The sequence below is a fragment of the Pseudomonas japonica genome (genome assembly GCF_900188455.1).
GTDB classification, from domain to species: Bacteria; Pseudomonadota; Gammaproteobacteria; order Pseudomonadales; family Pseudomonadaceae; genus Aquipseudomonas; species Aquipseudomonas japonica.
On record NZ_FZOL01000034.1, the window covers coordinates 24,198 to 48,743 of the forward strand.

Genomic DNA, 24,546 nt, shown 5'->3' on the forward strand with positions numbered 1-24,546 from the left:
CAAGGGAAATGGCAGTTCATGACCGTCGATGTTCGCTGCATAGACCTCAACTCGGACATGGGGGAGGGCTTCGGTGCCTGGGAGATGGGCGATGACAGCGCCATCCTCGACATCGTCAGCACGGCCAATGTCGCCTGCGGCTTTCATGCCGGCGATCCGCACATCATGGCGCGCACCTTTGCCCTGGCCAGGGACAAGGGCGTGGCGGTGGGCGCGCACCCGGCGTTCCCCGACCTGTGGGGCTTCGGCCGCCGGTCCATGGTGTTTTCCGCCGCCGAGATCGAGCGCCTGGTGGCCTACCAGGTCGGCGCCGCCCAGGCCCTGGCCGCCTATGCCGGGCACCGCCTGACCCACGTCAAGGCCCATGGCGCCCTCGGCAACCTGACCCAGACCGACGAAGCCGTGGCGCGCGCGGTGTGCCGCGCGGTGAAGGCCGTCGATCCGTCGCTGACCTGCCTGGTCATCGCCCTCGGCCACCAGGCGCGCATCGCCGCGGAGATGGGCCTGGATACCCGCTCGGAAATCTTCGCCGACCGCGCCTACACCGCCGCCGGCCACCTGCTCAAGCGCGGTCTGCCGGGGGCGGTGATCCACGACCCCGCCGAGGCGGCGGCGCGGGTGCTGCGCATGGTTCGCGCGCAGGCCCTGGAAACCGTCGACGGCGAATCCCTCGCGTGCCGCATCGATTCGGTGTGCGTGCACAGCGACACGCCCGCCGCCGTGGCCATCGCCCGTGCCGTGCGTGACGCACTGCAGGCGGACGGCCTGCACATTGGCAGTTGGACCCGGTCCGCAGCCTGACCCCGGATGAGACCCAGATGAAAATTGAAATGATCGAACACCTGCTGGACATCGCCGTGCAGGCGGGGGCGGGTGTGCTGGAGTACAGCGGCGCCGGCGCGCGGGTGCGCCTGGTGCTGGATGGCAGCGCGAGCCAGGCGCCCACCCTGCGCCTGGACGAACAGGCGCTGGCCACGGTCGCGGCAGCGCCCGCGGCGACAGGCCGGCACGTCGAGGCCAGCATGACCGGGGTGTTCTACCGCGCCCCGGGGCCGGACCAGGCGGTATTCGTCGAGGTCGGCGACCGCGTGGTCGAGGGCCAGGTGCTGGCCATCGTCGAGGCGATGAAGATGCTCAACCCGCTGGAGTCGCCGGTGGCCGGGCGAATCGCCGGGATCCTGGCCAGCGACGGTCAGGCCGTCGAGTACGGCATGCCCCTGTTCGTCATCGAGGAGAATCCGGCATGAGCGCACGTCCGTTCGACAGCCTGCTGATAGCCAACCGCGGGGAAATCGCCCTGCGTATCCTGCGCGCTGCCCGCGAGGCGGGCATCCGTACCATCGCCGCCTATTCCGAGGCGGACGCCGGGCTGCGCCATGTGCAACTGGCCGACGAGCGCATCTGCCTGGGGCCGGCGCCGTCGCGCGACAGCTACCTGGATATCGCCCGGGTGCTGCAGGCCGCGCGCCTGACCGGTGCCCAGGCCATTCACCCCGGCTACGGCTTTCTTTCCGAGAACAGCCGCTTCGCCGCGGCGGTGGAGGAGGCCGGGCTGGTCTTCGTCGGGCCGACGGCGGCGTCGATCCGCCTGATGGGCGACAAGGTTTCGGCCAAGCAGGCCATGCTCGATGCTGGCGTGCCTTGTGTGCCCGGTTCCGCCGGGGCCTTGCCGGACGAGGCGCAGGCCATTGTCGCCCTCGGCGAAGCCTGCGGCTATCCGCTGATCGTCAAGGCCGCCGGTGGTGGTGGCGGTCGTGGCATGCGCGTGGTGCGTGCGCCGGGGGAACTGCTCGACGCGGTGGCCATGACCCGCCAGGAAGCGGAGCGCGCCTTCGGCAATCCGCAGGTCTATCTGGAACGTTTTCTGGAGCGACCGCGGCATATCGAGATCCAGGTGCTTGCCGACACCCACGGCAATGCCGTGTGGCTGGGGGAGCGGGACTGTTCGATGCAGCGCCGGCACCAGAAGGTCATCGAGGAGGCACCGGCCCCTGGCATCGCCCGCGAGGCCATCGCCGCCATCGGCGAGCGTTGCGCGCAGGCCTGCCGGCAGATCGGCTATCGCGGCGCCGGTACCTTCGAGTTCCTCTACGAGGATGGCGCGTTCTTCTTCATCGAAATGAACACCCGGGTGCAGGTCGAGCATCCGGTGACCGAACTGGTGACCGGTATCGACATCGTCGCCGAGCAACTGCGCATCGCCGCCGGCCTGCCGCTGTCGCTCACCCAGGCCGATGTGCGTATCAGCGGGCATGCCATCGAGTGCCGGATCAACGCCGAGGACCCGTTCAGCTTCCTGCCCGCGCCGGGTGTGGTCAGCGAATGGATCGCCCCGGGCGGACCGGGGATCCGTGTCGACAGCCATCTGTATGGCGGCTATCGGGTGCCCAGCCAGTACGACTCGCTGATCGCCAAGTTCCTCGCCCACGGCAGCGACCGTGAGCTGGCCCTGCGGCGCATGCGTGGCGCCCTGGGGGAAACCCGTCTCGACGGGATCAAGAGCAGCATCGCCCTGCACCAGGCCTTGATGGCGGAGCCGGGGTTCGTCGGTGGTGGCTGTGACATTCACCATCTGGAACGTTATCTGGCGGAGAACGAGGCATGAACGGCGAACGCTTGCAGGGCATCGCGGCGCTATTCCGGCGCCAGGGTCTGGTGGAGCTGGAGGTGGAAATGGCCGGGGAGCGCCTGGCGCTGGTGGCGGGGCGTGGGCAGGGCGACATGGCACCAGTACAGACGCCAGCCGCGCTACCGGCGGCGCTAGTGCTGCGTTCTCCGGGGATGGGGCTGTTGCGTCTTTGTCATCCGCAGCGAGCGCAGGCGGAGGTCGCTGCGGGTGCCGTGGTCATTCCCGGGCAGGTGGTGGCCTGGCTGGAGAACGATGGGCTGCTGGAGGAAATCCGGGCGGTCGAGGCCGGGGTCGTTGGCCAGGTGCTGACGGGGGATGGGCAGCGGGTCGGGTATGCCGATGCGTTGTTCGAGTACCGCTGAGGGCCTGGGTACAACCATCGCCAGTACCGGTCTCATCGCGGGCAACGCCCGCTCCCACAGGTCTCACGCCGGGCCAGGATCTTGTGGCTGACCCAGATCCTTGTGGGAGCGGGCATTGCCCGCGATGAGGCCGGCACGAGACCCCCCGGCAACCCCGCTCACAACGACCGCGCCCCCACCGCCGCACTCGACAGCCGATACTGCATCGGCGTGCAGTGCAGCGCCGCCTTGAACTGGCGGCTGAAGGCACTATGGTCGGAATAGCCGCACTCGGTGGCGACATCGGTAATGCTCATCAGCGTCTGTTCCAGCAATTCGCAGGCCTTTTCGATGCGCGCCTTCATCAGGATCTGCTTGGGCGACAGCTGGAACACCTCGCGGGTCAGGCGCTGCAAGGTGTCCATCGACAGCCCCACCTGCTCGGCGATATCGGCGATCAACTGCGGCTGGCTGAGGTTCTCGCGCACCAGGCGGGAAAACTCCATGAGCCGCTTGTAACCCAGGTGCTTCTCGTCCGGCCGGTTGAGCAGGCGGGAAATACCCACCAGCCCGGTGACCTGGTTGTGCTGGTTGAAGATGCCGAACTTGGAACTCAGGCACCACTGCTTGTGGCCATCCGCCGAACGAAACAGCCGCAAGGCATCCACCACGTCACGCCCCGTGCTGATCACCGAGAGGTCCTGGGCCATGATGCTGGAACTGGTGACCGGGAACAGTTCGTCGGCGGTCAGGCCGATCACCTCTTCCTTGCTGCGCTTGCCGCTGTACTGCACCAGGGTCTGGTTGACCACCACATAGCGCCCGTCGGCATCCTTGACGTAGAACATCACGTCCGGCATGCGATCGAACAGCTTGTCCAGCAGGGTCAGGTCCTGGTCGATCCAGTGCAGGAGTTCCTTGCCTTCGATCATCGGACATCCTCCTCGAAAGACGATTGGGCAACAGCGTTCGCGCCACCCTAGCAGTTCTGCCGGATACCGCGCGAGTGGTTCTTCGTGATTCCTCCCGATTGTGCGCAATGCCGCAGCTCAAGAACGGTATATCGAATACTCATCGCCCCGCGCACCGGGCTTTTCCCAGGATTCGCCGTGAAAAGCCAGGGGCAGGACGGCTGCCTCTGCGCGCAAGGACACTGTGCAGAAAACAGCCCTGCACGGACCGGCTCGATGCAAGCCGGATGCCGCCATCCTGCGCACAATCGGCAGCACCAGGCCGGCCCTGCGCATCGGCCCTTTTTCACCACGACAAGGCCCGAGCATGAACCGTCCATGGTGGTCCCGCTTCAAGAAAGCCTGCGTTCGTTTCCTGGAGCGGCTGGGCAGGGCCGCACCGTTCTGAGTCGGGCGCCGTCGCGTCCGCACGCTTCGAGGTAGTCATGAACATGCTTGCACAACCACCGTCGCGGGCCGTCACGCCGCGGCTTTCACCCGCCGGCAGCCGCGGCTTGCTGATGGACATGGCGCAGGGCGCCTTCGATGCCGACCTGCAGGATCGCGTGCTGGCCCTGGCGGCCATCGCGCGCCAGCATCCGGCGATCGAACAGGCCGTGCCGGGGATGAACAATCTGCTGCTGGTGCAGCGCGCGGCGGCGGGCGAGCGGCCGGCGCTGGAAGCCTGGCTGCTGGAGCAATGGGCGGCGCGGGAGCAGCCCGCGGCGCCGGGTCGCGAGATCGAGATCGCCGTGGTCTACGGCGGCGAGGCCGGCGAGGACCTGCGCGCCCTGGCCGAGCACGCCGGGATGAGCGTCGCCGAGGTGGTCCGCCTGCACAGCGCGGCGACCTACCGCGTCGCCTGCCTCGGCGCGATGCCGGGCTTTCCCTACCTCAGCGGGCTCGATCCGCGCCTGGCCATGCCACGCCGGGCGGTACCGCGCATGCGTCTGGAGCAGGGCGCGGTGATCATCGGTGGGCCCCAGGCCGGGGTGATGCCCTGCGCGGCGCCCTCGGGCTGGCATGTGATCGGGCAGACCCGGTGCCGCCTGTTCGACCCGCAGGCGGCGCAACCGACCTTGCTCCTGCCGGGCGACCGGGTGCGCTTCACGGTGCTGGAGCTGCTGCCATGATCGAGATACTGAGCAGCGCCGCCGCCAATTCCGTACAGGACCTGGGGCGCCCGGGCCATCTGCACCTGGGCCTGTGCGCCGGCGGGGCGATGGACGTCGCGGCCCTGCGCCTGGGCAACCTGTTGCTGGACAACCCGGCCTGCGCGGCCGGGCTGGAGATCGCCCTGTTTCCCTTCCGCCTGAAGTTTCTCGTCGACTGCCAGTTCGCCCTGACCGGCGCCGACGGCCCGGCGACGCTGGACGAACGCACCCTCTACCCGTCGTGGCGCTTCCAGGCCAGGGCCGGGCAGGTCCTGAGCCTGGCGCCGCCGACGCGCGGCGCGCGCAGTTACCTGACCTTCGCCGGCGGCATCGAGGTCGAGACGGTCCTCGGTTCGCGTGCCACCGACCTGAAAACCGGTTTCGGCGGTTTCCACGGGCGCGGCCTGCGCAAGGGTGATCGCCTGCCGCTCGGCACCGCGCCGGCGTCCCGCGACAAGGAGCTGGGCGCGGCCCTGCCGCGCTTTCTCGGCGAACGCGGTGGCGTGGTGCCGGTGAGGATCACGCCGGGCGCCGAGTGGGCGCTGCTCGACGACGCCTCGCGGCAGGCCTTGCTGCACCAGCAATGGAGCGTCACCCCGGACAGCAACCGCATGGGCATGCGTTTGAAGGGCGAGGCCCTGGCGCTGCGCGAGCCGCTGGAAATGCTTTCCCACGGCATCCTGCCCGGCACCGTGCAGGTGCCGCCGGCGGGTCAGCCGATCATCCAGCTGGTGGATGCCAACACCTGCGGCGGCTACCCGAAGATCGCCCATGTCATCGAAGCCGACCTGCCGACCCTGGCCCAGGCACCGATCGGCGCGTGCCTGGGCTTTGTCCTGGTCGATGCCGCCCAGGCCGAGCAGGCACAGCGCCTGGCGGAACAGGAACTGGAGCCGATCGCCCGGGCCCTGCAACTGCAGCGGCGCTACTCATGAGCGGCCAGGGCATCGCGCTGGCGCCGCGCACCGACGAAACCATCCTCCTGGCCGCCCATCAACTGCTGCTGGAAGGCGGTTTCGCCGGCATGTCGATGCGCTGCCTGAGCCATCGCGCCGGTTTGCAGGCGGGCAGTCTCTACCATCACTTCTCCGGCAAGCAGGAAGTCCTGGAAGAAGTGCTCGGCGGCATCGTCCAGCGTCGGGTGGGCGGCTGGCGCCGGGTGCGGCCCTTGGCGCGCCCGGCGTGGCAGCGCCTGCAGCAGTTCATCGAGTTCCATGTCCGGCATGTCCTGCAGCATGCCGCCGACCAGGCGGTGCTGCGCTCCGAACGGCGCTACCTCGATGCCCAGGCTCGCGAACGCCTGGAGCAACTGGAGCGCGAGTATTTCCAGGTGCTGTTCGCCAGCGTGGCCGAGGGCGTGGCCGCCGGGGTGTTCTCGGTGACCTGCGCCAGGCTGGCGGCGCGCACCCTGCGCGGCCTGCTGGACAGCATCGAGGATGCGCCGGACGACGGGCGCATGACGCCGTGGATGATCGAGGTCGCGGCGCGGGTCCTGCGGGTCGGCGAGGCCGGGCGCTGAGCGCGCCGGCCGGCATTCATTCCAACAGCTGAGGAGAAACCAGCATGAACGATTTCATGGCCCTGCCGCGGGACGAGGCGCAGCGGCTGCAGACCGAGGTGGCCGCACACTACGCACGGCTGCGCGACCGAAACCTTGCGATCAACATGGCCCGCGGCGTGCCGAGCAGCGAACAGCTGGACCTGTCCAATGCGATGCTCGATTTCGACGGCTACTTCGCCGAGGACGGTACCGACTGTCGCAACTACATGGGTCAGCAGGGCCTGCCCGAGGCGCGGGCGTTGTTCGCGCCCTTGCTCGGCGTGCCCGCCGACCAGGTGGTGGTGGACGGCAACTCCAGCCTGGCCCTGATGCACGACTGCATCGCCTACGCCTGGCGCAGCGGCACCTGCGACTCGGCGCGGCCCTGGTCGGCCGAGCCCGACGTGGCCTTTCTCTGCCCGGTGCCTGGTTATGACCGGCACTACGCCATCTGCGAGGCCTTCGGCATCCGACTGATCCCCGTCACCCTGCACGACGACGGGCCCGACCTCGACGAAGTCGCGCGCCTGGTCAAGGATCCGGCGGTCAAGGGCATGTGGTGCGTGCCCAAGTACAGCAACCCCACCGGGGCCATCTACAGCGACGAAGTGATCGACTTTCTCGCCGCGATGGACACGGCGGCGGCGGACTTCCGCCTGTTCTGGGACGACGCCTACAGCATGCACCACCTCACGGCGGAGCCGGTGCGCATCGCCAATGTCAGCGAGCGCTGCCAGCGGCACGGGCACGCCAACCGGGCGCTGGTATTCGCCTCCACCTCGAAGATGACCTTCGCCGGCGGCGGCCTGGCCCTGTTCGGCAGTTCCACGCCGAACATCGCCTGGTGGCTGCGCCATGCGGCGGTTCGCAGCGTCGGCCCGGACAAGCTGAACCAGTTGCGCCATGTCCGCTTCCTGCGCGACCTGCAGGGCCTGGAAGCGCTGATGGACGGCCACCGGGAAATCCTCGCGCCGCGTTTCGAGGCGGTACGCCAGGTCTTCGAGCGCCTGCTGACGACCTGGCGGGTGGCGCGCTGGAGCGTGCCCCGGGGCGGCTATTTCATCAGCGTCGACTGCCTGCCCGGCACGGCCCGCCGCGTAGTGGAGCTGGCGAAGGCGGCCGGTGTGCGGATGACGGCCGCCGGCGCGGCATTCCCCCAGGGCCTCGACCCGCGCGACAGCCATCTGCGCATCGCGCCGTCGTCCCCGGCGCCGGACGACCTTGAGCAGGCTGCCGAAGTGATTGCCGTGAGCATTCTGCTGGCGGCCTGCGAAATCCGCTTGCAGGCGTCGTAACCGCCCCATGGGCATCTGCACAAGGGGTCGATACCAACCTGTGGGAGCGAGCTCGCTCGCGAACGGCGGCGAAGCCGTCGTAAAACCTGAGTCCCGAGTTTGCCTGACACACTGCGGATTCAGGTTTTGTGGCCGCTTCGCGCCCATTCGCGAGCAAGCTCGCTCCCACAGGTGAGGGCCGCACGCAGGCATTTTTCAGGGTCTGGCGACTATGCAGAAAGCCGCAGATTCCCCCTCCCATGGATGCAAGCCAGCCGCCCCCTCGGTCCGCACAATGGGGGCGTCCAGACAGACAACTCCAAACAGATGTCCGGACCCGCGGTTGGGCAGATCGCCCACCGCCGTGAAGCCTTTTACTGCCGATCCAACGTGGTCCCGACGGCGTCGCCGACGGGATAAACCCAGAACAAAAAAGCAACCGGAGCAGGCGCTATGAACATGCACGCGGGCAAATGGGGCCTTGGCCTCGCCATGGCGGGTTACTTGTGGACGCAGGCGGCGCAGGCCGACCTGCTGATTGGTGTGGCCGGGCCGATGACGGGGCCCTACGCCTCCGGTGGCGAGCAGATGCGCAATGGCGCGGAGCGCGCCATCGCCGATATCAATGCCCGTGGCGGGGTGCTCGGCCAGCCGCTGAAGCTGGTGGTCGGCGACGATGTCTGCGACCCGAAACAGGCGGTCGCGGTGGCCAACACCCTGGTCAACAAAGGTGTGGTGTTCGTCGACGGTCACTATTGCTCCAGCTCGACCATGCCGGCCTCGGAGGTGTACGCCGACGAGGGCATCAGCATGGCGACCATCTCCACCAACCCGCAGGTCACCGAACGCGGGCTGAACAACCTGATCCGTGTGGTCGGTCGTGACGACCAGCAGGGCGGTGTGGCGGCCCAGTACCTGGCGCGGCATTTCGCCGGGCGCAAGATCGCCGTGGTCGACGACAAGAGCGCCTACGGCAAGGGCCTCGCCGACGAGGTCGACAAGGGCCTGCGCGCCCAGGGTCTGAGCCTGGCGCTGCGCACCTCGATCACCGCCGGCGAGAAGGACTACAACAGCCTGGTCAGCCGCATGAAGGCCGCGGGTATCGAAGTGCTCGCCTACGGCGGCTACTACACCGAGCTCGGCCTGATCCTGCGCCAGGCCGCGCAGAGCGGCCTGAAGCTGACCACCATCGGCGGCGACACCCTGACCAACTCCGAGCTGCTGGTGGCCGGTGGCGCGGCGGCCGACGGCACGCTGTTCACCTTCGGCCCGGACCCGCGCACTTCGCCGGCGGCGGCGGAAATCGTCGCCAGTTTCCGCCAGGCCAGGATCGAGCCGGAAGGCTACACCCTGTACTCCTACGCCGCGGTCCAGCTGTTCGCCCAGGCCGCGCAACTGGCCGGATCGACCAAGGTCGAGGACATCCGCAAGGCCTGGAGCGGGCAGACCTTCGACACCGTGGTGGGGCCGCTGGCGTTCGACGCCAAGGGCGATATCACCCAGTCCGCCTACGTCGTGTATCGCTGGTCCGGCAACCAGTACGGCTACGCCGAATGAGTCGTGGGTGACGGGCCCGGGCGGCCCGTCACCCGATGTCGCCCTGTCTGGAGTCCTTCCATGTACCTTGCCCTTCAACAACTGATCAACGGCCTGACCCTGGGGTCGGTGTACGGCTTGATCGCCATTGGCTACACCATGGTCTACGGCATCATCGGCATGATCAATTTCGCCCATGGCGAGATCTTCATGATCGGTGCCTTCATCGCCATCGCCTGCTTCACCCTGCTGGCGGCGCTGGGGGTGACCTCGGTGCCGCTGGCCATCCTCGCCGTGCTGCTGGTCAGCATCCTCCTCACCGCCGTGTACGGCTGGGCGGTGGAGCGTACCGCCTATCGTCCGCTGCGCGGCTCGACACGCCTGGCGCCGCTGATCTCGGCGATCGGCATGTCGATCTTCCTGCAGAACTTCGTGCAACTGAGCCAGGGCGCGCGGGTCAAGTCCATTGCCCCGGTGCTCTCCGGCGGCTGGGAATTCGCGGTCGGCACCGGGCACAGCGTGTACGTGTCGTATATCCAGGTGCTGGTGGTGGCCACCACGGTGCTGCTCCTCGCGGGCTTCACCTGGATGCTCACCCGCACCTCGTTCGGCCGCCAGCAGCGGGCCTGCGAACAGGACCGCACGATGACCGGTTTCCTCGGCGTGAACGCCGACCGGATCATTTCCCTGACCTTCATGATCGGTGCCGCGCTGGCCGCGGTGGCCGGGGTCATGGTCACCCTCTACTACGGCGTGATCGATTTCAGCATCGGCTTCCTGGTCGGCATCAAGGCCTTCACCGCCGCGGTGCTGGGCGGCATCGGCTCGCTGCCGGGGGCCATGCTCGGCGGCCTGCTGATCGGCATCATCGAGTCCTTCTGGGGAGCCTATTTCTCCGCCGAGTACAAGGATGTCGCCACCTTCCTGATTCTGATTCTGGTTCTTCTGGTACGGCCCTACGGACTGCTCGGCCGTCCCGAAGTGGAGAAAGTCTGATGAGCGTTGTTTCCCTCACTCCCCGGGCGCGTCTGCTCGACGCCATGCGCATCGCCCTGGTGGCGATCGTCCTCGGCATCCCCCTGGTCGGCCTGTACACCAGCGACAGCGGCGGTGTACTGCAACTGCACACGCGCTGGCCGCTGCTCGCCGCCGTGGTGAGTGCCGTGTTCTGCCTGCGCCTGGCGCAGACCTCGCTGCTCGGTGGCCTGCGCACCCGTCTGCAACGCCGCGCCGCGGCCCGCCCGCTGCTGCGCTCGCCGCGTCCGCTGGTACAGCCGCTGGGCTGGCTGCTGCTGATCGGCGCGCTGGCCCTGCCGCTGCTGTTCTCCGGCAACCGCTATGTGATCGACATCGCCACCACCGTGCTGATCTACGTGATGCTCGGCTGGGGCCTGAACGTGGTGGTGGGCCTGGCCGGCCTGCTCGACCTCGGCTACGTGGCGTTCTACGCCGTGGGTGCCTACAGCTACGCCTTGCTCTCGCAGTACCTGGGCTTCTCGTTCTGGCTGTGCCTGCCGATCGCCGCGCTGCTGGCGGCACTCTTCGGCATGCTCCTGGGCTACCCGACCCTGCGCCTGCGCGGCGACTACCTGGCCATCGTCACCCTCGGCTTCGGCGAGATCATCCGCCTGGTGCTGATCAACTGGACCGAGGTCACCGGCGGTCCCAACGGCGTGTCGTCGATCGAACGGCCGAGCTTCTTCGGCCTGACCTTCGGCGCCGGCGACCCCAACAGCTTCGCCGCCTTCTTCGGCCTGGGTCATTCGAGCAGCCAGCGCATCGTCTTTCTCTACTACGTCATCCTCGGCCTGGCGCTGCTGACCAACGCCCTGGTCCTGCGCATGCGCAAGGTCCCGGCGGGACGCGCCTGGGAGGCCGTGCGCGAGGACGAGATCGCCTGCCGCGCGCTGGGCATCAACATCACCAACATCAAGCTCTCGGCGTTCGCCCTCGGCGCCATGCTCGGCGGCCTGGCCGGGGTGTTCTTCGCCGCGCGGCAGGGCTTCATCTCGCCGGAGAGCTTCACCTTCAACGAAAGCGCGATCGTCCTGGCCATCGTCGTCCTCGGCGGCATGGGCAGCCAGTTGGGTGTGGTCCTCGGCGCGCTGGTCCTGGTGTTGCTGCCGGAGCTGGGCCGCAACTTCTCCGAGTACCGCATGCTGCTGTTCGGCGCCGCCATGGTGCTGATCATGGTCTGGCGGCCGGGCGGCATCTTCGCGGCCCGCGAACCGAGCCTGCTGTGGTCGCGCCTGGGGCGCAAGGCGCGGCCCGCCGCGACGCGACCGGTCAACCTGGAGGCCAGCCGATGAACGACGTACTCCTCGATGTCCAGGCACTGGACATGACCTTCGGCGGGATCAAGGCGATCGAAGGCCTGTCGCTGCAGGTGCGGCGCCGGCAGATCACCTCGGTGATCGGCCCCAACGGCGCCGGCAAGACCACCCTGTTCAACTGCCTGACCGGTTTCTACCAGCCCAGCGGCGGCGACCTGCGCTTGCATCACCCCGCGCACGGCACCCTGCGCTTGCAGGAGCTGGCGACCCGTGACGTGGCGCGCAAGGCCGGAGTGGTGCGGACCTTCCAGAACATTCGCCTGTTCCCGCGGATGACCGTGCTGGAGAACCTGATCGTCGCCCAGCACAACGCCTTGCAGCGGGCCTCGTGGTTCTCCGTCGCGGCGATTCTCGGCCTCAAGGTCTATCGCGATGCCCAGCAGGCGGCGCTGGAAAAGGCCCTGACGCACCTGCGCCGGCTGGACCTGGAACGCTTCGCCGACGAGCCGGCCGGGGCCCTGTCCTACGGTATCCAGCGCAAGGTCGAGCTGGCCCGGGCGCTGTGCGTCGATCCGTTGCTGCTGTGCCTCGACGAACCGGCCGCCGGCCTCAATCCGCGCGAGTCCGCCGAACTCAACGAATGCCTGCAGGGCCTGGTCAGCGAGCAGGACCTCAGCGTGCTGCTGATCGAACATGACATGAGCGTGGTGATGAACATTTCCGATCACATCCATGTGCTGTGCTACGGGCGCAAGATCGCCGAAGGCACGCCGCAGCAGATCCAGAACGATGACCAGGTGATCGCCGCCTACCTGGGCAACCCGGACGAGGAGGTTGCCTGATGCTGCAACTACGCCAATTGCATGTGCACTACGGGCATGTGCACGCCCTGCGCGGCATCGACCTGGACATCGCCAGGGGCGAGATCGTCACCCTGATCGGCGCCAACGGCGCCGGCAAGTCGACCCTGATGACCAGCATCCTCGGCAGCCCGCGGCCGAGTGCCGGCGAGGTGTCGTTCAACGGCACCCCGCTGGTCGGCCTGGCGCCGCACCAGGTGGCGCGCCAGGGCATCGCCATCGCCCCGGAAGGACGGCGCATCTACCTGCGCATGAGCGTGCTGGACAACCTGCTGATGGGCAGCATCCATGCCGATCCGGCGGGACGCGAGGACGACCTGCAACGCATGTACGGGCTGTTCCCGATCCTCAAGGCGCGCCTGCAGCAGACCGCCGGCACCCTGTCCGGCGGCGAGCAGCAGATGCTCGCCATCGCCCGCGCGCTGATGAGCCATCCGCAACTGCTGCTGCTCGACGAACCGTCGCTGGGGCTGGCGCCGATCTACATCCAGAAGGTGTTCCAGATCATCCGCCGGCTCAACGACGAGCTGGGCATGACCATCCTCCTGGTCGAGCAGAACGCCCGTCAGGCGCTGGCGGTGGCCCATCGCGGCTACGTCCTGCAGCACGGCGAGATCGTCCTGCGCGGCAGCGGCCGCGAACTGGCCGGCAGCCCGGAGGTACGCGCCGCCTATCTCGAAGCCGGGCACAAGCAACGTGCCTGACCTGAACCCTTCGCTCCCAGTCCAGGATTTCTCCATGACAGCTTCTTCAGAAACAGTGGTCATCATCGGCGGCGGCGTCATCGGCAGCTTCGTCGCGTTCTTCCTGCGCCGGCAGGGCTTTGCCGGGATCATCAAGGTGGTCGAGCGCGACAGCACCTACCAGTTTTCCTCCACCGCGCTGTCCGCCGCCTCGATCCGCACCCAGTTCGGCTGCCCGTTCAACATCGGCATGAGCCTGTTCAGCGCCGACCTGTTCAGGAACATCAGGCAGTGGTTCGGCGAGGACGCCGATATCGGCTTCGAGGAGCGCGGCTACCTGATGCTCGGCTCGCCGCGGCATGCCGACAGCCAGCGCGACAACGCCCTGATGCAGAACGGGCAGGGCGCCCGGGTCGATATCCTCAGTCCCGAACAGGCCCGCCAGCGCTACCCCTGGCTGAATGTCGAGGACATCGGCATCGCCACCTACGGCGCGGCGAACGAAGGCTGGTTCGATGCCTGGGCGCTGCTGCAACTGGTGCGCCGCGAAGCGCGGCGCCTGGGCGTCGAGTACCTCGAAGCGGACGTCAGCGGCCTCGACCTGCAGGGCGAACGCATCACCGGCGTGCGCCTGGCCGGCGGCGAACGCCTGGCCTGCGACTGGTGCGTGAACGCCGCCGGGGCCGCCGGCGGCAAGGTGGCCGGATTCGCTGGCGTCGCCCTGCCGGTGGAGCCGCGCAAACGCACGGTGTTCCACATCAAGGCGCCGCTGGACGGCCGCGATTTCCCCATGCTGTTCGACAACTCCGGGGCCTGGATCCGTCCGGAAGGCGACGGCTTCATCGCCGGCATCGCCCCGGAGGCCCAGCGCGACCCGCATGCCGCGGGCGATTTCGAGCCCGACCACTACCTGCTCGAAGAAACCCTCTGGCCGCTGCTCGCCCACCGCGTGCCGGCGCTGGAACAACTGCGCCTGCAGCGGGCCTGGGCCGGCCACTACGAAATGAACCTGCTGGACCACAACGGTGTGGTCGGCGCGCATCCGCAGATCGGCAACTTCGTCTTCGCCACCGGTTTTTCCGGGCACGGCGTGATGCATTCGCCGGCCACCGGCCGCGCGGTGGCCGAACTGATTGTCCATGGCGGCTACCGCAGCCTGGACCTGTCGCCCCTCGGCTATGAGCGCATCGCCGCCAAACGGCCGATCGTCGAGGCGGTGGTGTATTGAACCGGCGCCCTTCAACAACCGATGCCACGGGCGTCCCGGCCCGTGGCGAGAAAACCGTCAGTCCACGTTGAGGAAGTAACTGCAATGAGCGAAATCAATTGGCCCGCGCAGATCTACGCGCAGTTCAAGGACCTGGATGTGCGCCAGGTCGCCTATGTCCCGGATGCCGGCCATAGCCGCCTGATCCAGTTGTGCGACGCCGACCCCGAGATCCAGTCGGTGTCCCTGACCACCGAGGAGGAGGGCGTGGCCCAGCTGGCCGGCGCCTGGATCGGTGGCCAGCGCGGCGTCCTGCTGCTGCAGTCCAGCGGTGTCGGCAACTGCATCAACATGCTGTCCCTGCAACACGAGACGCGCATCCCGCTGATCATGATCGTGACCATGCGCGGCGAGTGGGGCGAGTTCAACCCGTGGCAGGTGGCGATGGGCAAAACCACCGAGCAGGTCCTGGAGGACTCCGGCGTGCACGTCTACCGCGCCGCCAACGCCGAGGACATCGCTCCCACCGTGGCCGCCTGCGCGCGCTTCGCCTACCAGACCGGGCGCATGGCCGCGGTGCTGATCGGGCAACGGATCATCGGAACCAAAAACTTCAACAAGTGAGTCGACACCATGTCTTCGCAACAGATCAGCTTGAATCGGCGGGCCGTGGTCGCCCGCATCCTGGAACAGCGCGGCGATGCCCTGGCCATCACCAGCCTGGGCAACCCGACCTTCGACGTCGCCGCCGCCGGTGACTGTCCGCAGAACTTCTACCTGTGGGGTGCCATGGGCGGCGCGGTGATGGTCGGCCTGGGCCTGGCCCTGGCCCAGCCGGACAAGCGCGTGATCGTCTTCGTCGGCGACGGCGAAATGATGATGGGCCTGGGTTCCCTGGCCACCGTGGCCTGCCACGGCGCGGCGAACCTGAGCATCGTGGTCATCGACAACGAGCACTACGCCGAGACCGGCATGCAGCCGGCCCACGCCGGGCGTGGCGTGAGCATCAGCGAAGTGGCGCGGGCGGTGGGCTTCCGGCACTTCGGCGTGGCGCGCACGGCGGACGAACTGGAGCACGCCGTGGAGACCATCCTCAACGGCGAAGGTCCGGTGCAGGTCACGGTGAAGGTCACCACCGAGCCGGCGCCGACCGCGCTGCCGCCGCGTGACGGTCCGCACCTGCGCAGCCGCTTCCGCGAAGCGCTGCTGGGCAGCGACGCGCACCGCTGAGGCTGACGCGCCGTCCACCACGCTGGACGGTCGCAGCCACACCCTTCCGGGGTGATGACCCGGAACGCTTTGCAGGGCTGGCCATCGTTCATGGCTGGTGGACAGCCCTGCCTTTTTTTCCCGGACAAGCTGGAGGCGTTGCAATGAACGAGTCCCCGTATGCGGCCTGGGAGGGTCGCACGCAGACGCGCGAAGAGTGCCTGAGCGAAGTGCTGGTACGGCGCCTGGCCGCCACCCTGGGTACCTCGGCACCTGCCACGGGTCAGGCCCTGGCACCGCTGTGGCACTGGGCGTTCTTCCAGGACGAGGCCCCGGCCGACGGCCTGGGCGAGGACGGCCACCCGGCCCGTGGCGGCTTCCTGCCGCCGGCCGCCGATCGCAACCGCATGTGGGCCGGAGGTCGCCTGACCTTCCATGAGCCCTTGCGGGTCGGTGCCACGGTCAGGCGCGTGAGCACCATCGTCGGCATCGAGGAAAAGCAGGGGCGCAGCGGTGCGCTGCTGTTCGTCACCCTGCGCCACGAGTACCTGCAGGACGAGCGCCTGGCGCTGCACGAAGAGCAGGACATCGTCTACCGCGAAGCCACCCCGCCGAAGACCGGCGCTGGCGAGGCGCTGCCGGCGCAGCAATGGTCCGAGTCGATCGAGCCCACGGCGGTGCTGCTGTTTCGCTACAGCGCGGTGACCTTCAACGGTCACCGGATTCACTACGACCTTCCCTATGCCCGCGACAGCGAGGGCTACCCGGGCCTGGTGGTGCACGGGCCGCTGCTCGCCACCCTGAACCTGGCGGCGTTCCGGCGCGCCCATCCCGAGGCCCGCCTGCGCCGTTTCAGCTTCCGCAGCGCGCGCCCGCTGCTGGCGCCCGAGGCGCTGCGCGTCGGTGGCCGGATCGTCGCCCCGGGCCGGGCGGAACTGCAGGCCGGCAATGCCGGCGGTATCGGCCAGCACGGCGTCGTCGAGTTCGACTGAGCCGCGTCGCTGCCTTGAAAACAACAACAGATCGAGTAACCAAGATGAATGCCAACGACGAAGCACTCCAGGCCATCCGCGACGGCGTGCGCGCCCTGTGCGCGCAGTTTCCCGCCGAATACTGGCGCCGGATCGACGAAGAAAAGGGCTTTCCCGAAGCCTTCGTCGCGGCCATGACCGAAGCCGGCTGGCTCTCGGCGATGATCCCGGAAGAATACGGCGGCTCCGGCCTGGGCCTGGCCGAAGCCTCGGTGATCCTCGAAGAGGTCAACCACTGCGGCGGCAACTCCGGGACCATCCACGGGCAGATGTACAACATGTTCACCCTGCTGCGTAACGGCAGCGCCGAGCAGAAGGCCTACTACCTGCCCAAGCTGGCCAGCGGCGAGTTGCGCCTGCAGTCCATGGGCGTCACCGAGCCCACCACCGGCACCGACACGACGAAGATCAAGACCACCGCCGTGCGCCGTGGCGACAAGTACGTGATCAACGGGCAGAAGGTATGGATCTCGCGGGTCCAGCATTCCGACCTGATGATCCTCCTGGCGCGCACCACGCCGCTGGCCGAGGTGAAGAAGAAAGTCGACGGCATGTCGATCTTCCTCGTCGACCTGCGCGAGGCCATCGGCAACGGCCTGACCGTGCAGCCGATCGCCAACCTGGTCAACCACGAGACCAACGAGCTGTTCTTCGACAACCTGGAAATCCCCGCCAGCAGCCTGATCGGCGAAGAGGGCAAGGGCTTCCGCTACATCCTCGATGGCCTCAACGCCGAACGCACGCTGATCGCCGCCGAGTGCATCGGCGACGGCCGCTGGTTCGTCGAGAAGGCCAGCCAGTATGCCCGCGACCGCGTGGTGTTCGGTCGCCCGATCGGGCAGAACCAGGGCGTGCAGTTCCCCATCGCCGAAGCGCATATCGAGATCGAGGCCGCCGACCTGATGCGCTGGCGCGCCTGCGAGGAATACGACAGCGGGCGCAACGCCGGGGCGGCGGCGAACATGGCCAAGTACCTGGCGGCCAAGGCGTCGTGGGAAGCGGCCAACGCCTGCCTGCAGACCCACGGCGGCTTCGGTTTCGCCAACGAATACGACGTCGAGCGCAAGTTCCGCGAGACCCGTCTGTACCAGGTGGCGCCGATCTCCACCAACCTGATCCTGTCCTACGTCGCCGAGCACCTGCTCGAACTGCCACGCTCTTTCTGAAACGGGTACTCCGATGAACAACACGCACCTGCTCGCCGAATTTCTCGCCGGCCTGGCCTACGAAGACCTGCCATCCGCGGTGCTGGACCGCACCGAAGAGCTGTTTCTCGACTGGCTCGGCTCGGCCCTGGCCAGCCAGGGCCAGCACCCGATCCCGCTGTTCCAGGCCTGGGTCCGGCACATGGGGCCCGCCGAGGGCAGCGCGCGGATCCTGGTCGACGAGGGCAGCAGTTCGCCGTACTTCGCCGCCCTGGTGAACGCGGCCAGCTCGCACCTGGTGGAGCAGGACGACCTGCACAACAGCTCCGTGCTGCACCCGGCCACGGTGGTCTTCCCGGCGGCGCTGGCCGCCGCCCAGGACCTCGGCAAGTCCGGGCGCGAGCTGATCCTGGCCTGCGTGGCGGGCTATGAGGCGGGCATCCGCATCGGCGAATTCCTCGGCCGTTCGCACTACCGGATCTTCCACACCACGGCCACGGTCGGCACCCTCGCCGCGGCGGTGGCGGTGGGCAAGCTGATGGGCTTCAGTGCCGCGCAGTTCATCCACTGCCTGGGCAGCGCCGGGACCCAGGCCGCCGGGCTGTGGGAGTTCCTCCGCGATGCCGCCGACTCCAAGCAGTTGCACACCGCCAAGGCCGCCGCCGATGGCCTGCTCGCCGCCTACCTGACCGCCGACGGCCTGAGCGGCGCGCAGAACATTCTCGAAGGCGCCCAGGGCATGGCCGCGGGCATGTCCAGCGATGCCGACGCGCGCTGGCTGGTGGATGGCCTGGGCACGCGCTGGGCGCTGAGCGAAACCTCGTTCAAGTTCCACGCCTCGTGCCGCCACACCCACCCGGCCGCCGATGCCCTGCTGGCGCTGATGCAGCGGCATGACCTGCGCCATGGCGACATCGAGCACATCACCACGCGGGTACACCAGGGCGCGATCGACGTGCTCGGCCGCGTCGAAGTGCCGCAAAGCGTGCACCAGGCGAAGTTCTCCATGGGCACGGTGCTCGGCCTGATCGCCGTGTACGGCAAGGCCGGGCTGGTGGAGTTCGAGCAGCACGCGCTGAACGACGCCGAGGTGGTGGCCCTGCGCGGCAAGGTCAGCATGGAGCTGGACGCCGAGGTCGATGGTGCCTATCCACGGCGCTGGCTGGGGCGCGTGCAGGTACGCACCCGCGACGGGCGCACCCTGGCGGGCGCCATCGACGAGCCCAAGGGCGATCCCGGCAACACCCTCAGCCGTGCCGAGCTGGAGGACAAGTTCCAGCGCCTGCTGGCGTTCTCCGCCGCGCGCACGCCGGCGCAGGGCCGCGAGCTGATCGCGCGGGTCTGGGCGCTGCGCGGGCTCGACGACCTGCACCTGATTGCCTGAAACGGCACGACGTACCCACGAACCGTCCGCCGCCAACGTCGGCGGACGCCCTGGCTGGACAGGAGGAACACCCATCATGATCCCGACCATCCGTCCCTTGGACGGCATCACCGTCGTGAGCCTGGAACATGCGATCGCCGCGCCATTCTGCACCCGCCAGTTGGCGGACCAGGGCGCCCGGGTGATCAAGGTCGAGCGCCCCGGCGCGGGCGATTTCGCCCGCGGCTATGACGAGCGCGTGCGTGGCCTGGCTTCGCATTTCGTCTGGGCCAACCGCTCCAAGGAGAGCCTGGCCATGGACCTCAAGCACGTCCAGGCGCGGCCGGTGCTGCTGCGCCTGCTGGAGCAGGCCGACGTGCTGGTGCAGAACCTCGCGCCGGGCGCCGCGGCGCGCCTGGGGCTGTCGTTCGAGCAGTTGCACGAGCGCTTCCCGCGGCTGATCGTCTGCGATATCTCCGGCTACGGCGAAGGCGGGCCGTACCAGGACAAGAAGGCCTACGACCTGCTGATCCAGAGCGAAAGCGGCTTTCTCTCGGTGACTGGCGGGCCCGGCGAGGACAGCATGGCCAAGGCCGGTTGCTCCATCGCCGATATCGCCGCGGGCATGTACGCCTACAGCGGCATTCTTGCCGCCCTGCAATTGCGCGAGCGCACGGGCAGCGGCAGCCGCATCGATGTCTCGATGCTGGAAAGCATGGCCGAGTGGATGAGCTTTCCGCTGTACTACGCCTTCGACGGCGCGCCGCCACCGCCGCGGGCGGGCGCCGCGCACGCGACGATCTACCCCTATGGGCCGTTCCCGGTGGGTGACGGCAGCAGCGTCATGCTCGGGGTGCAGAACGAACGGGAGTGGAAGCTGTTCTGCGAGGCCGTGCTGCAACGACCGGCGCTGGCCGCCGACGAGCGTTTCGCCAGCACCAGTGGCCGGGTCGCCCGTCGCGATGAGCTGCGTGCCCTGATCGTCGAGGCCTTTGCTGGCCTGGACAGCGGCGAAGTGCTGCGCCGCCTGGACCAGGCGCAGATCGCCAATGCCCGGGTCAACACCCTGCACGACCTGTGGCGTCATCCGCAGCTCGAAGCGCGTCAGCGCTGGCGCACCATCGACAGCCCGGCCGGGCCCTTGCCGGCGTTGTTGCCGCCGGCCAGCAACAGCGCCTATGCCGCGCGCATGGACGGCGTGCCGGCACTCGGCGAGCACACCGCGCCGATCCTCTCCGGGCTGGGCTACAGCGTGGCGCAGGTGCAGGCCTTGCGCGAAGAGGGGGCGATCTGATGAGCGTACTCGCGCGTAGCGCGCTGTTCGTTCCGGGCAGCCGTCCGGAGCGTTTCGCCAAGGCCCTGGCGGTGGGTGCCGACCTGGTCATCATCGACCTCGAGGACGCGGTGGAAGCGTCGCTCAAGGCACAGGCGCGCGGCCATCTGGCCGCGTTCCTGGAGCGTCAGCCGCAGGTACGGGTGCTGGTGCGGGTCAATGCCACCGATCATCCCGAGCATGCCGCCGACCTGGCGCTCTGCGCGCGCCTGCCGGGTGTGCTCGGGATCATGCTGCCGAAGGCGGAAAGTGCGGTTCAGGTCGGTCAGGTGGCGTGGCAGGGCAAGCCGGTCTGGCCGCTGATCGAAACCGCCGTCGGCTGGCTGGCGCTGCCCGAGATCGCCGCGAGCGCCAGCGTCGCGCGCCTGGGTTTCGGCGGCCTGGACCTGGCGCTGGACATCGGCATGCGCAGCGGCAGCGCGGCGGCGTCGACGGTCTACGAGCAGATGCGTCTGGCGCTGATCCTGCATTCCAAGGCCAATGGCCTGCCGCCGCCGTTGGACACCGTGTACCCGGCGTTCGACGACGATGCCGGGCTGGCCGCGGTGATCGCCCATGGCCGCGACCTGGGCATGCTGGGGGCGTTGTGCATACACCCGCGCCAGGTCGCGGTGGTGCATGTGGCGCTGGCGCCGAGCGCCGACGAGCTGGCCTGGGCCACCCGCGTGCTGGAGGCGGCGCGGGTGAGCGGCAAGGCGGCGTTTCAGTTCGAGGGGCAGATGGTCGATGCGCCGGTGCTGGCGCGGGCGCGGCGGGTGCTGGGGCGTGAGGAGGAGGGCGCGTCCTGAGTTTGCGGCGCGCTCCAGATCGTATCGCTGGCAAGCCAGCGATACGCCGCTTCAGTGGCTTTCGGACTCAATACCGCGCATCCACCGGCTTCTTGTCCTTCGGCCAGTCCTTCACCTTGCCGGCGAAATCCGGTCGCGGCTTATGGCTGAAGTACTCCGCCACATCGACCGCCTCCTGGTCGCTCAGGCCACCCTGGCCGAGGGGAAAGCCTTCGTGGAAGGCGATCGGCATGTTCTTCTTCACGAAGGCCGCCGCGGTATAGGTACGCGCCATGCCGGCACCGATGTTGAACGAGTCGTCGCCCCACAGCGGCGGGTACACCCACTTGCCCGCCGCGTTGCGGATGCCTTCGCCGTCGTTGCCGTGGCACAGGGCACACTGCACCGCATAGATCTTCTCGCCATTCTCCAGGTTCGGCACGATGCTCGGGTCGATCTTGCCGACGCCACGGCCTTCGACCTTGTCCTGCGCGGTGGTCTCGCGCTTCATCCAGTCGAAGTAGGCCACCATCGCCTTCATCTCCACCGACTCCAGGCCCAGCGGCTTGCCGTTCATCGAGCGCAGGAAGCAGCCGTTGATGCGGTCCTCCAGGGTAATCACCCGCCCGGCGCGCGGCGCGTAGCTGGGGAAGAACGCCGACACGCCAACGTAAGGCGAGCCGTCCGCCACGGTCCCGGCGTTGAGATGGCAACTGGCGCAGTTGAGCGCATTGCCGACATTGGCCGGCAGCAGTTCGTGGGTGTTGGTGTTCAGGCGCGCGCCGAGGATCAACTGGCCGGCGTTGGCTTCCTTGAGCAGGTCGGCCAGGCGCGGGGTCTCGAAGGGACGCTGGTCGAGGTTCTTGACGTCGAGGCGCTTGCGCATCTCGGTGACGGTGCTCGCCTGGATCGCCTTGGCCGCCGGACGGCCCCAGCTGTCACGGGTGAAGTTGAGGATCTCGGCGATCTCCTGGTCGCTCAGGCGGGCGAACGACGGCATGCTCAGCGCCCGGGCGTTGTCCACGGTGCGCGCCGAGCGCCAGCCGGTCAGGGTGATGTGCACCAGGGTCGACGGGTCTTCCGAGATCAGCACCGGGTTGCCGGCCAGCGGCGGAAACACGCCCTTGACCCCGGCACCGTCGGCGCGGTGGCAGTCGGCGCAGAACTGCTGGTAGCCCAGGCCGCCGCGCGAGGCCAGCAGGTTGGTCGGGGTGGTGGAACGCAGGTTGATCAGCGGGGCGGGGCCTTGGGCGACCTGCATCGGCTTGTCGTGCGCGGAACTGGGTAGCGACTTCAGGTACAGGCCCACCGCGTGCAGGTCGCTGTCGTCCATGTACTGGGTGCTGTGCTGGACCACGTCGACCATGTTGCCGGACACCGTGCCATGGGCGTTGCGTCCGGTCTTGAGCATCTCGGCGGTCTGCTCCGGGCTCCACAGGTTGCGCAGGCTCAGGGCGCGCCAGCCCTCCACGGTTTCGCCGGCGAGGAAGTAACTGCCGTGCTCGCCGGCCTCGGACAGGGTCTTTTCCTGGAAGCCGATGCCCCGTGGCGTATGGCAGGCGCCGCAATGGCCGAGGCCCTGGACGATATAGGCGCCGCGATTCCATTGCGCGCTCTGCGTGGGGTCGGCGCTGAATACCTGGTCGTCGAGGAACATCCAGTTCCACAGGGTCAGGCCCCAGCGCTGGTTGAACGGGAAGCCCATCTCCAGGGCACGGTTCTCCTGGCGCACGGGATTGACCCCGTGCATCAGGTAGGCATACAGCGCCTGCATGTCCTCGGCGCTGATCCGCGCGTAGGAGGGGTAGGGCATCGCCGGGTAGAGGTTCTGCCCATCCGTCGTCACGCCCTTGCGCATGGCGCGGTCGAACTGCTCGAAGGAGTAGCGGCCGATGCCGGTTTCCCGGTCCGGAGTGATGTTGGTCGAGTAGAGCACGCCGAACGGCGTCTCCAGCGCCAGGCCACCCGCCATCGGCTTGCCGCGGTCGGCGCCGGTGTGACAGGCCACGCAATCGCCGAGGCGGGCGACGTAGCGGCCGCGCTCCACCTGGGCCCGGGTGGCGTTGTCGAGGTCAGCGGCATAGTCGGCGGGGAGGTCGTCGATGATCTGCGGGAGGCTGGCGTTGTCGCTCGCCAGGGCAGGAGATATCAGGGTCGCCAGCGCGGCGGCGGCAACGGCTCTCAAGAGGGTTTGCACGGTAGTGTTCATTGTCAAGCATCAGGTCCGTTTGATAACTGTTATGTTTTTTAGTTATTTGAACCTTACTTTTGGTTATTTGATTTGTGTGCGTAGTGATCCTCATCAATGAAGGCGGGGATTGCTTCCAAAGTACCGCCGTGCGCCGCGGGCCTCGTCCGTTGGAAGAATGGGAGTGGCGCCCATGGCCTGCAAGACTCGCAGCTCCGAACAATGATCACAGGAGACGGACACATGAACTCGGCACAGGGAGAAGTCACGCTGAAGGCGAGCGCGGACCTGGTCTGGCAGATCGTCGGCAACTTCAACGGCTTGCAGGTCTGGCATCCGGCGGTGACGGGCAGCCAGCTGACAGCGGGCGGCAACAACCAGGTGGGCGCCGAGCGCCTGCTGGCGCTGGACGGTGGCGGGACCATCAAGGAACGACTGCTGGACCACTCGGACAGCGAGCGGCGTTATCGCTACTGCATTCTCGACTCCCCGTTGCCGGTGAGCGGCTATGAGTCGGTGGTTCGGGTCGAGGACAGTGGCGATGGGCGCTGCCGGGTGGTCTGGAGTGGTTCGTTCGAGGCGCAGGGTGTTTCCGACGGGCAGGCGGCGGAAATCGTCCAGGGTATCTATGACGCCGGACTCGGCTACCTGCGCGAGCAGTTCGCCGGGTAGGCGCGAGTGCGGCGTTGCCGCTGGGGACGGGGTTGTGGCATGACAGCCTCCCGCTATATCGTTAATGTATTAACTTTAATCCCCCTCAAGGAATGCAGTCATGCTCTACAGCCAGGCCACTACCCCCGCCGCGCAACCCCAGCGCCTGATCAACCGCCTGTCGCGGCACTGGGCGCACAAGTTCCAGGTCGAGCAGGAGGACGGCCGCAGCCGCATCGATTTCGACGGCAGCGGCTGCCTGCTCAAGGTGGTGGACGCCGGGCTGTGGGTCGAGGCCTGGGCGCCGGCGGAGGAGATGGATGAGCTGGAGGTGGTGATCGTCGATCACCTGCAGCGCAACGCGGTGGCTGGCGAGACTCTGAGCTTCGCCTGGCAGCGGCGCAGCTGAGAT

General features: G+C 68.1%; 25 protein-coding genes. 23 read left to right on the forward strand and 2 right to left on the reverse strand.

From position 1 onward, the window contains the following. Positions 1–18 precede the first annotated feature (18 nt). The 4 genes from CHB99_RS27525 to CHB99_RS30400 are packed head-to-tail and all read left to right on the forward strand — an operon-like array spanning position 19 to position 2,991. On the forward strand, positions 19–801 hold the full coding sequence (locus CHB99_RS27525; RefSeq protein ID WP_042128222.1) for a LamB/YcsF family protein: 783 nt from the start codon (positions 19–21) through the stop codon (positions 799–801). Between the two features lie 17 nt (positions 802–818). After that, complete coding sequence (locus CHB99_RS27530; protein WP_042128273.1) at positions 819–1,247, forward strand: acetyl-CoA carboxylase biotin carboxyl carrier protein; 429 nt, start codon at positions 819–821, stop codon at positions 1,245–1,247. After that, positions 1,244–2,605, forward strand: a complete 1,362-nt coding sequence (accC, locus tag CHB99_RS27535) for an acetyl-CoA carboxylase biotin carboxylase subunit (protein ID WP_042128220.1) — start codon at positions 1,244–1,246, stop codon at positions 2,603–2,605. The genes CHB99_RS27530 and accC overlap by 4 nt, the downstream gene beginning before the upstream one ends. Beyond that, positions 2,602–2,991 carry a biotin/lipoyl-containing protein gene (locus CHB99_RS30400; protein ID WP_052419519.1) on the forward strand — a complete coding sequence of 130 codons (390 nt, stop codon included), beginning with the start codon at positions 2,602–2,604 and terminating at the stop codon, positions 2,989–2,991. Before accC ends, CHB99_RS30400 begins: the two co-directional genes overlap by 4 nt. A gap of 158 nt (positions 2,992–3,149) precedes the next feature. On the opposite strand, the gene CHB99_RS27545 is transcribed toward CHB99_RS30400, so the two are convergent. Then, positions 3,150–3,902 carry a helix-turn-helix domain-containing protein gene (locus CHB99_RS27545; RefSeq protein WP_042128218.1) on the reverse strand — a complete coding sequence of 251 codons (753 nt, stop codon included), beginning with the start codon at positions 3,900–3,902 and terminating at the stop codon, positions 3,150–3,152. A gap of 470 nt (positions 3,903–4,372) precedes the next feature. Between CHB99_RS27545 and pxpB the strand changes: the two genes are divergently transcribed. The 17 genes from pxpB (at position 4,373) to CHB99_RS27630 (ending at position 21,316) form a co-directional block, all read left to right on the forward strand. Further along, positions 4,373–5,053 (forward strand): 5-oxoprolinase subunit PxpB, encoded by a 681-nt coding sequence (pxpB, locus tag CHB99_RS27550; RefSeq protein WP_042128216.1) that lies wholly within the window; start codon positions 4,373–4,375, stop codon positions 5,051–5,053. After that, a complete protein-coding gene (locus CHB99_RS27555) occupies positions 5,050–6,009 on the forward strand; it encodes a 5-oxoprolinase subunit C family protein (RefSeq protein ID WP_042128214.1) in 960 nt (319 codons plus the stop codon). Before pxpB ends, CHB99_RS27555 begins: the two co-directional genes overlap by 4 nt. After that, positions 6,006–6,593, forward strand: a complete 588-nt coding sequence (locus CHB99_RS27560) for a TetR/AcrR family transcriptional regulator (RefSeq protein ID WP_042128212.1) — start codon at positions 6,006–6,008, stop codon at positions 6,591–6,593. The genes CHB99_RS27555 and CHB99_RS27560 overlap by 4 nt, the downstream gene beginning before the upstream one ends. Positions 6,594–6,637: 44 nt before the next feature. Continuing rightward, positions 6,638–7,909 carry an aspartate aminotransferase type Ic gene (locus CHB99_RS27565; protein WP_042128210.1) on the forward strand — a complete coding sequence of 424 codons (1,272 nt, stop codon included), beginning with the start codon at positions 6,638–6,640 and terminating at the stop codon, positions 7,907–7,909. Positions 7,910–8,341: 432 nt separating this feature from the next. Then, positions 8,342–9,445 (forward strand): branched-chain amino acid ABC transporter substrate-binding protein, encoded by a 1,104-nt coding sequence (locus CHB99_RS27570; RefSeq protein WP_212555929.1) that lies wholly within the window; start codon positions 8,342–8,344, stop codon positions 9,443–9,445. A 60-nt stretch (positions 9,446–9,505) separates the two neighbouring features. Next, entirely contained in the window at positions 9,506–10,420 is a 915-nt protein-coding gene (locus CHB99_RS27575; RefSeq protein WP_042128208.1) for an ABC transporter permease subunit, read from the forward strand. Beyond that, entirely contained in the window at positions 10,420–11,733 is a 1,314-nt protein-coding gene (gene livM, locus CHB99_RS27580) for a high-affinity branched-chain amino acid ABC transporter permease LivM (RefSeq protein ID WP_042128206.1), read from the forward strand. The genes CHB99_RS27575 and livM overlap by 1 nt, the downstream gene beginning before the upstream one ends. Beyond that, positions 11,730–12,539, forward strand: a complete 810-nt coding sequence (locus CHB99_RS27585; protein ID WP_042128205.1) for an ABC transporter ATP-binding protein — start codon at positions 11,730–11,732, stop codon at positions 12,537–12,539. Before livM ends, CHB99_RS27585 begins: the two co-directional genes overlap by 4 nt. Then, positions 12,539–13,261, forward strand: coding sequence for an ABC transporter ATP-binding protein (locus CHB99_RS27590; protein ID WP_042128203.1), 723 nt, complete (start codon positions 12,539–12,541; stop codon positions 13,259–13,261). The genes CHB99_RS27585 and CHB99_RS27590 overlap by 1 nt, the downstream gene beginning before the upstream one ends. 34 nt (positions 13,262–13,295) lie before the next feature. Further along, the gene (locus tag CHB99_RS27595) at positions 13,296–14,468 is read left to right on the forward strand and encodes an NAD(P)/FAD-dependent oxidoreductase (RefSeq protein ID WP_042128201.1); all 1,173 of its coding nucleotides are present in this window, start codon (positions 13,296–13,298) and stop codon (positions 14,466–14,468) included. An 84-nt stretch (positions 14,469–14,552) separates the two neighbouring features. After that, positions 14,553–15,071, forward strand: a complete 519-nt coding sequence (locus CHB99_RS27600; protein WP_042128200.1) for a thiamine pyrophosphate-binding protein — start codon at positions 14,553–14,555, stop codon at positions 15,069–15,071. 9 nt (positions 15,072–15,080) lie between these two features. Further along, the gene (locus CHB99_RS27605) at positions 15,081–15,677 is read left to right on the forward strand and encodes a thiamine pyrophosphate-dependent enzyme (RefSeq protein ID WP_042128197.1); all 597 of its coding nucleotides are present in this window, start codon (positions 15,081–15,083) and stop codon (positions 15,675–15,677) included. 143 nt (positions 15,678–15,820) lie between these two features. Continuing rightward, entirely contained in the window at positions 15,821–16,648 is an 828-nt protein-coding gene (locus CHB99_RS27610; RefSeq protein ID WP_042128195.1) for an HTD2 family dehydratase, read from the forward strand. Between the two features lie 44 nt (positions 16,649–16,692). Next, positions 16,693–17,853 (forward strand): acyl-CoA dehydrogenase family protein, encoded by a 1,161-nt coding sequence (locus CHB99_RS27615; RefSeq protein WP_042128193.1) that lies wholly within the window; start codon positions 16,693–16,695, stop codon positions 17,851–17,853. A gap of 13 nt (positions 17,854–17,866) precedes the next feature. Beyond that, complete coding sequence (locus tag CHB99_RS27620; RefSeq protein WP_042128191.1) at positions 17,867–19,216, forward strand: MmgE/PrpD family protein; 1,350 nt, start codon at positions 17,867–17,869, stop codon at positions 19,214–19,216. Between the two features lie 76 nt (positions 19,217–19,292). Further along, positions 19,293–20,489: a CaiB/BaiF CoA transferase family protein gene (locus CHB99_RS27625; protein ID WP_042128189.1), complete on the forward strand. Its 1,197-nt coding sequence runs from the start codon at positions 19,293–19,295 to the stop codon at positions 20,487–20,489. Then, positions 20,489–21,316 (forward strand): HpcH/HpaI aldolase/citrate lyase family protein, encoded by an 828-nt coding sequence (locus CHB99_RS27630; protein ID WP_377698798.1) that lies wholly within the window; start codon positions 20,489–20,491, stop codon positions 21,314–21,316. The genes CHB99_RS27625 and CHB99_RS27630 overlap by 1 nt, the downstream gene beginning before the upstream one ends. A gap of 67 nt (positions 21,317–21,383) precedes the next feature. Here CHB99_RS27630 and CHB99_RS27635 read toward each other — a convergent pair whose 3' ends face one another. After that, the gene (locus CHB99_RS27635) at positions 21,384–23,402 is read right to left on the reverse strand and encodes a c-type cytochrome (RefSeq protein ID WP_245655650.1); all 2,019 of its coding nucleotides are present in this window, start codon (positions 23,400–23,402) and stop codon (positions 21,384–21,386) included. 324 nt (positions 23,403–23,726) lie between these two features. Between CHB99_RS27635 and CHB99_RS27640 the strand changes: the two genes are divergently transcribed. Further along, positions 23,727–24,155: an SRPBCC family protein gene (locus tag CHB99_RS27640; RefSeq protein ID WP_052419518.1), complete on the forward strand. Its 429-nt coding sequence runs from the start codon at positions 23,727–23,729 to the stop codon at positions 24,153–24,155. Between the two features lie 100 nt (positions 24,156–24,255). Then, complete coding sequence (locus CHB99_RS27645) at positions 24,256–24,543, forward strand: DUF2218 domain-containing protein (RefSeq protein WP_042128185.1); 288 nt, start codon at positions 24,256–24,258, stop codon at positions 24,541–24,543. Positions 24,544–24,546: the final 3 nt, after the last annotated feature.

Excerpts from the sequence above, each read along its gene's own strand:
- CHB99_RS27530 (WP_042128273.1), top strand. The coding sequence starts at position 819 with ATGAAAATTGAAATGATCGAACACCTGCTGGACATCGCCGTGCAGGCG.
- CHB99_RS27570 (WP_212555929.1), top strand. The coding sequence starts at position 8,342 with ATGAACATGCACGCGGGCAAATGGGGCCTTGGCCTCGCCATGGCGGGT.
- CHB99_RS27610 (WP_042128195.1), top strand. The coding sequence starts at position 15,821 with ATGAACGAGTCCCCGTATGCGGCCTGGGAGGGTCGCACGCAGACGCGC.
- CHB99_RS27600 (WP_042128200.1), top strand. The coding sequence starts at position 14,553 with ATGAGCGAAATCAATTGGCCCGCGCAGATCTACGCGCAGTTCAAGGAC.
- accC (WP_042128220.1), top strand. The coding sequence starts at position 1,244 with ATGAGCGCACGTCCGTTCGACAGCCTGCTGATAGCCAACCGCGGGGAA.
- CHB99_RS27630 (WP_377698798.1), top strand. The coding sequence starts at position 20,489 with ATGAGCGTACTCGCGCGTAGCGCGCTGTTCGTTCCGGGCAGCCGTCCG.
- pxpB (WP_042128216.1), top strand. The coding sequence starts at position 4,373 with ATGCTTGCACAACCACCGTCGCGGGCCGTCACGCCGCGGCTTTCACCC.
- CHB99_RS27605 (WP_042128197.1), top strand. The coding sequence starts at position 15,081 with ATGTCTTCGCAACAGATCAGCTTGAATCGGCGGGCCGTGGTCGCCCGC.
- CHB99_RS27555 (WP_042128214.1), top strand. The coding sequence starts at position 5,050 with ATGATCGAGATACTGAGCAGCGCCGCCGCCAATTCCGTACAGGACCTG.
- livM (WP_042128206.1), top strand. The coding sequence starts at position 10,420 with ATGAGCGTTGTTTCCCTCACTCCCCGGGCGCGTCTGCTCGACGCCATG.
- CHB99_RS27560 (WP_042128212.1), top strand. The coding sequence starts at position 6,006 with ATGAGCGGCCAGGGCATCGCGCTGGCGCCGCGCACCGACGAAACCATC.
- CHB99_RS27625 (WP_042128189.1), top strand. The coding sequence starts at position 19,293 with ATGATCCCGACCATCCGTCCCTTGGACGGCATCACCGTCGTGAGCCTG.
- CHB99_RS27565 (WP_042128210.1), top strand. The coding sequence starts at position 6,638 with ATGAACGATTTCATGGCCCTGCCGCGGGACGAGGCGCAGCGGCTGCAG.
- CHB99_RS27645 (WP_042128185.1), top strand. The coding sequence starts at position 24,256 with ATGCTCTACAGCCAGGCCACTACCCCCGCCGCGCAACCCCAGCGCCTG.
- CHB99_RS27585 (WP_042128205.1), top strand. The coding sequence starts at position 11,730 with ATGAACGACGTACTCCTCGATGTCCAGGCACTGGACATGACCTTCGGC.
- CHB99_RS27595 (WP_042128201.1), top strand. The coding sequence starts at position 13,296 with ATGACAGCTTCTTCAGAAACAGTGGTCATCATCGGCGGCGGCGTCATC.
- CHB99_RS27590 (WP_042128203.1), top strand. The coding sequence starts at position 12,539 with ATGCTGCAACTACGCCAATTGCATGTGCACTACGGGCATGTGCACGCC.
- CHB99_RS27615 (WP_042128193.1), top strand. The coding sequence starts at position 16,693 with ATGAATGCCAACGACGAAGCACTCCAGGCCATCCGCGACGGCGTGCGC.
- CHB99_RS30400 (WP_052419519.1), top strand. The coding sequence starts at position 2,602 with ATGAACGGCGAACGCTTGCAGGGCATCGCGGCGCTATTCCGGCGCCAG.
- CHB99_RS27640 (WP_052419518.1), top strand. The coding sequence starts at position 23,727 with ATGAACTCGGCACAGGGAGAAGTCACGCTGAAGGCGAGCGCGGACCTG.
- CHB99_RS27525 (WP_042128222.1), top strand. The coding sequence starts at position 19 with ATGACCGTCGATGTTCGCTGCATAGACCTCAACTCGGACATGGGGGAG.
- CHB99_RS27545 (WP_042128218.1), bottom strand. The coding sequence starts at position 3,902 with ATGATCGAAGGCAAGGAACTCCTGCACTGGATCGACCAGGACCTGACC.
- CHB99_RS27620 (WP_042128191.1), top strand. The coding sequence starts at position 17,867 with ATGAACAACACGCACCTGCTCGCCGAATTTCTCGCCGGCCTGGCCTAC.
- CHB99_RS27575 (WP_042128208.1), top strand. The coding sequence starts at position 9,506 with ATGTACCTTGCCCTTCAACAACTGATCAACGGCCTGACCCTGGGGTCG.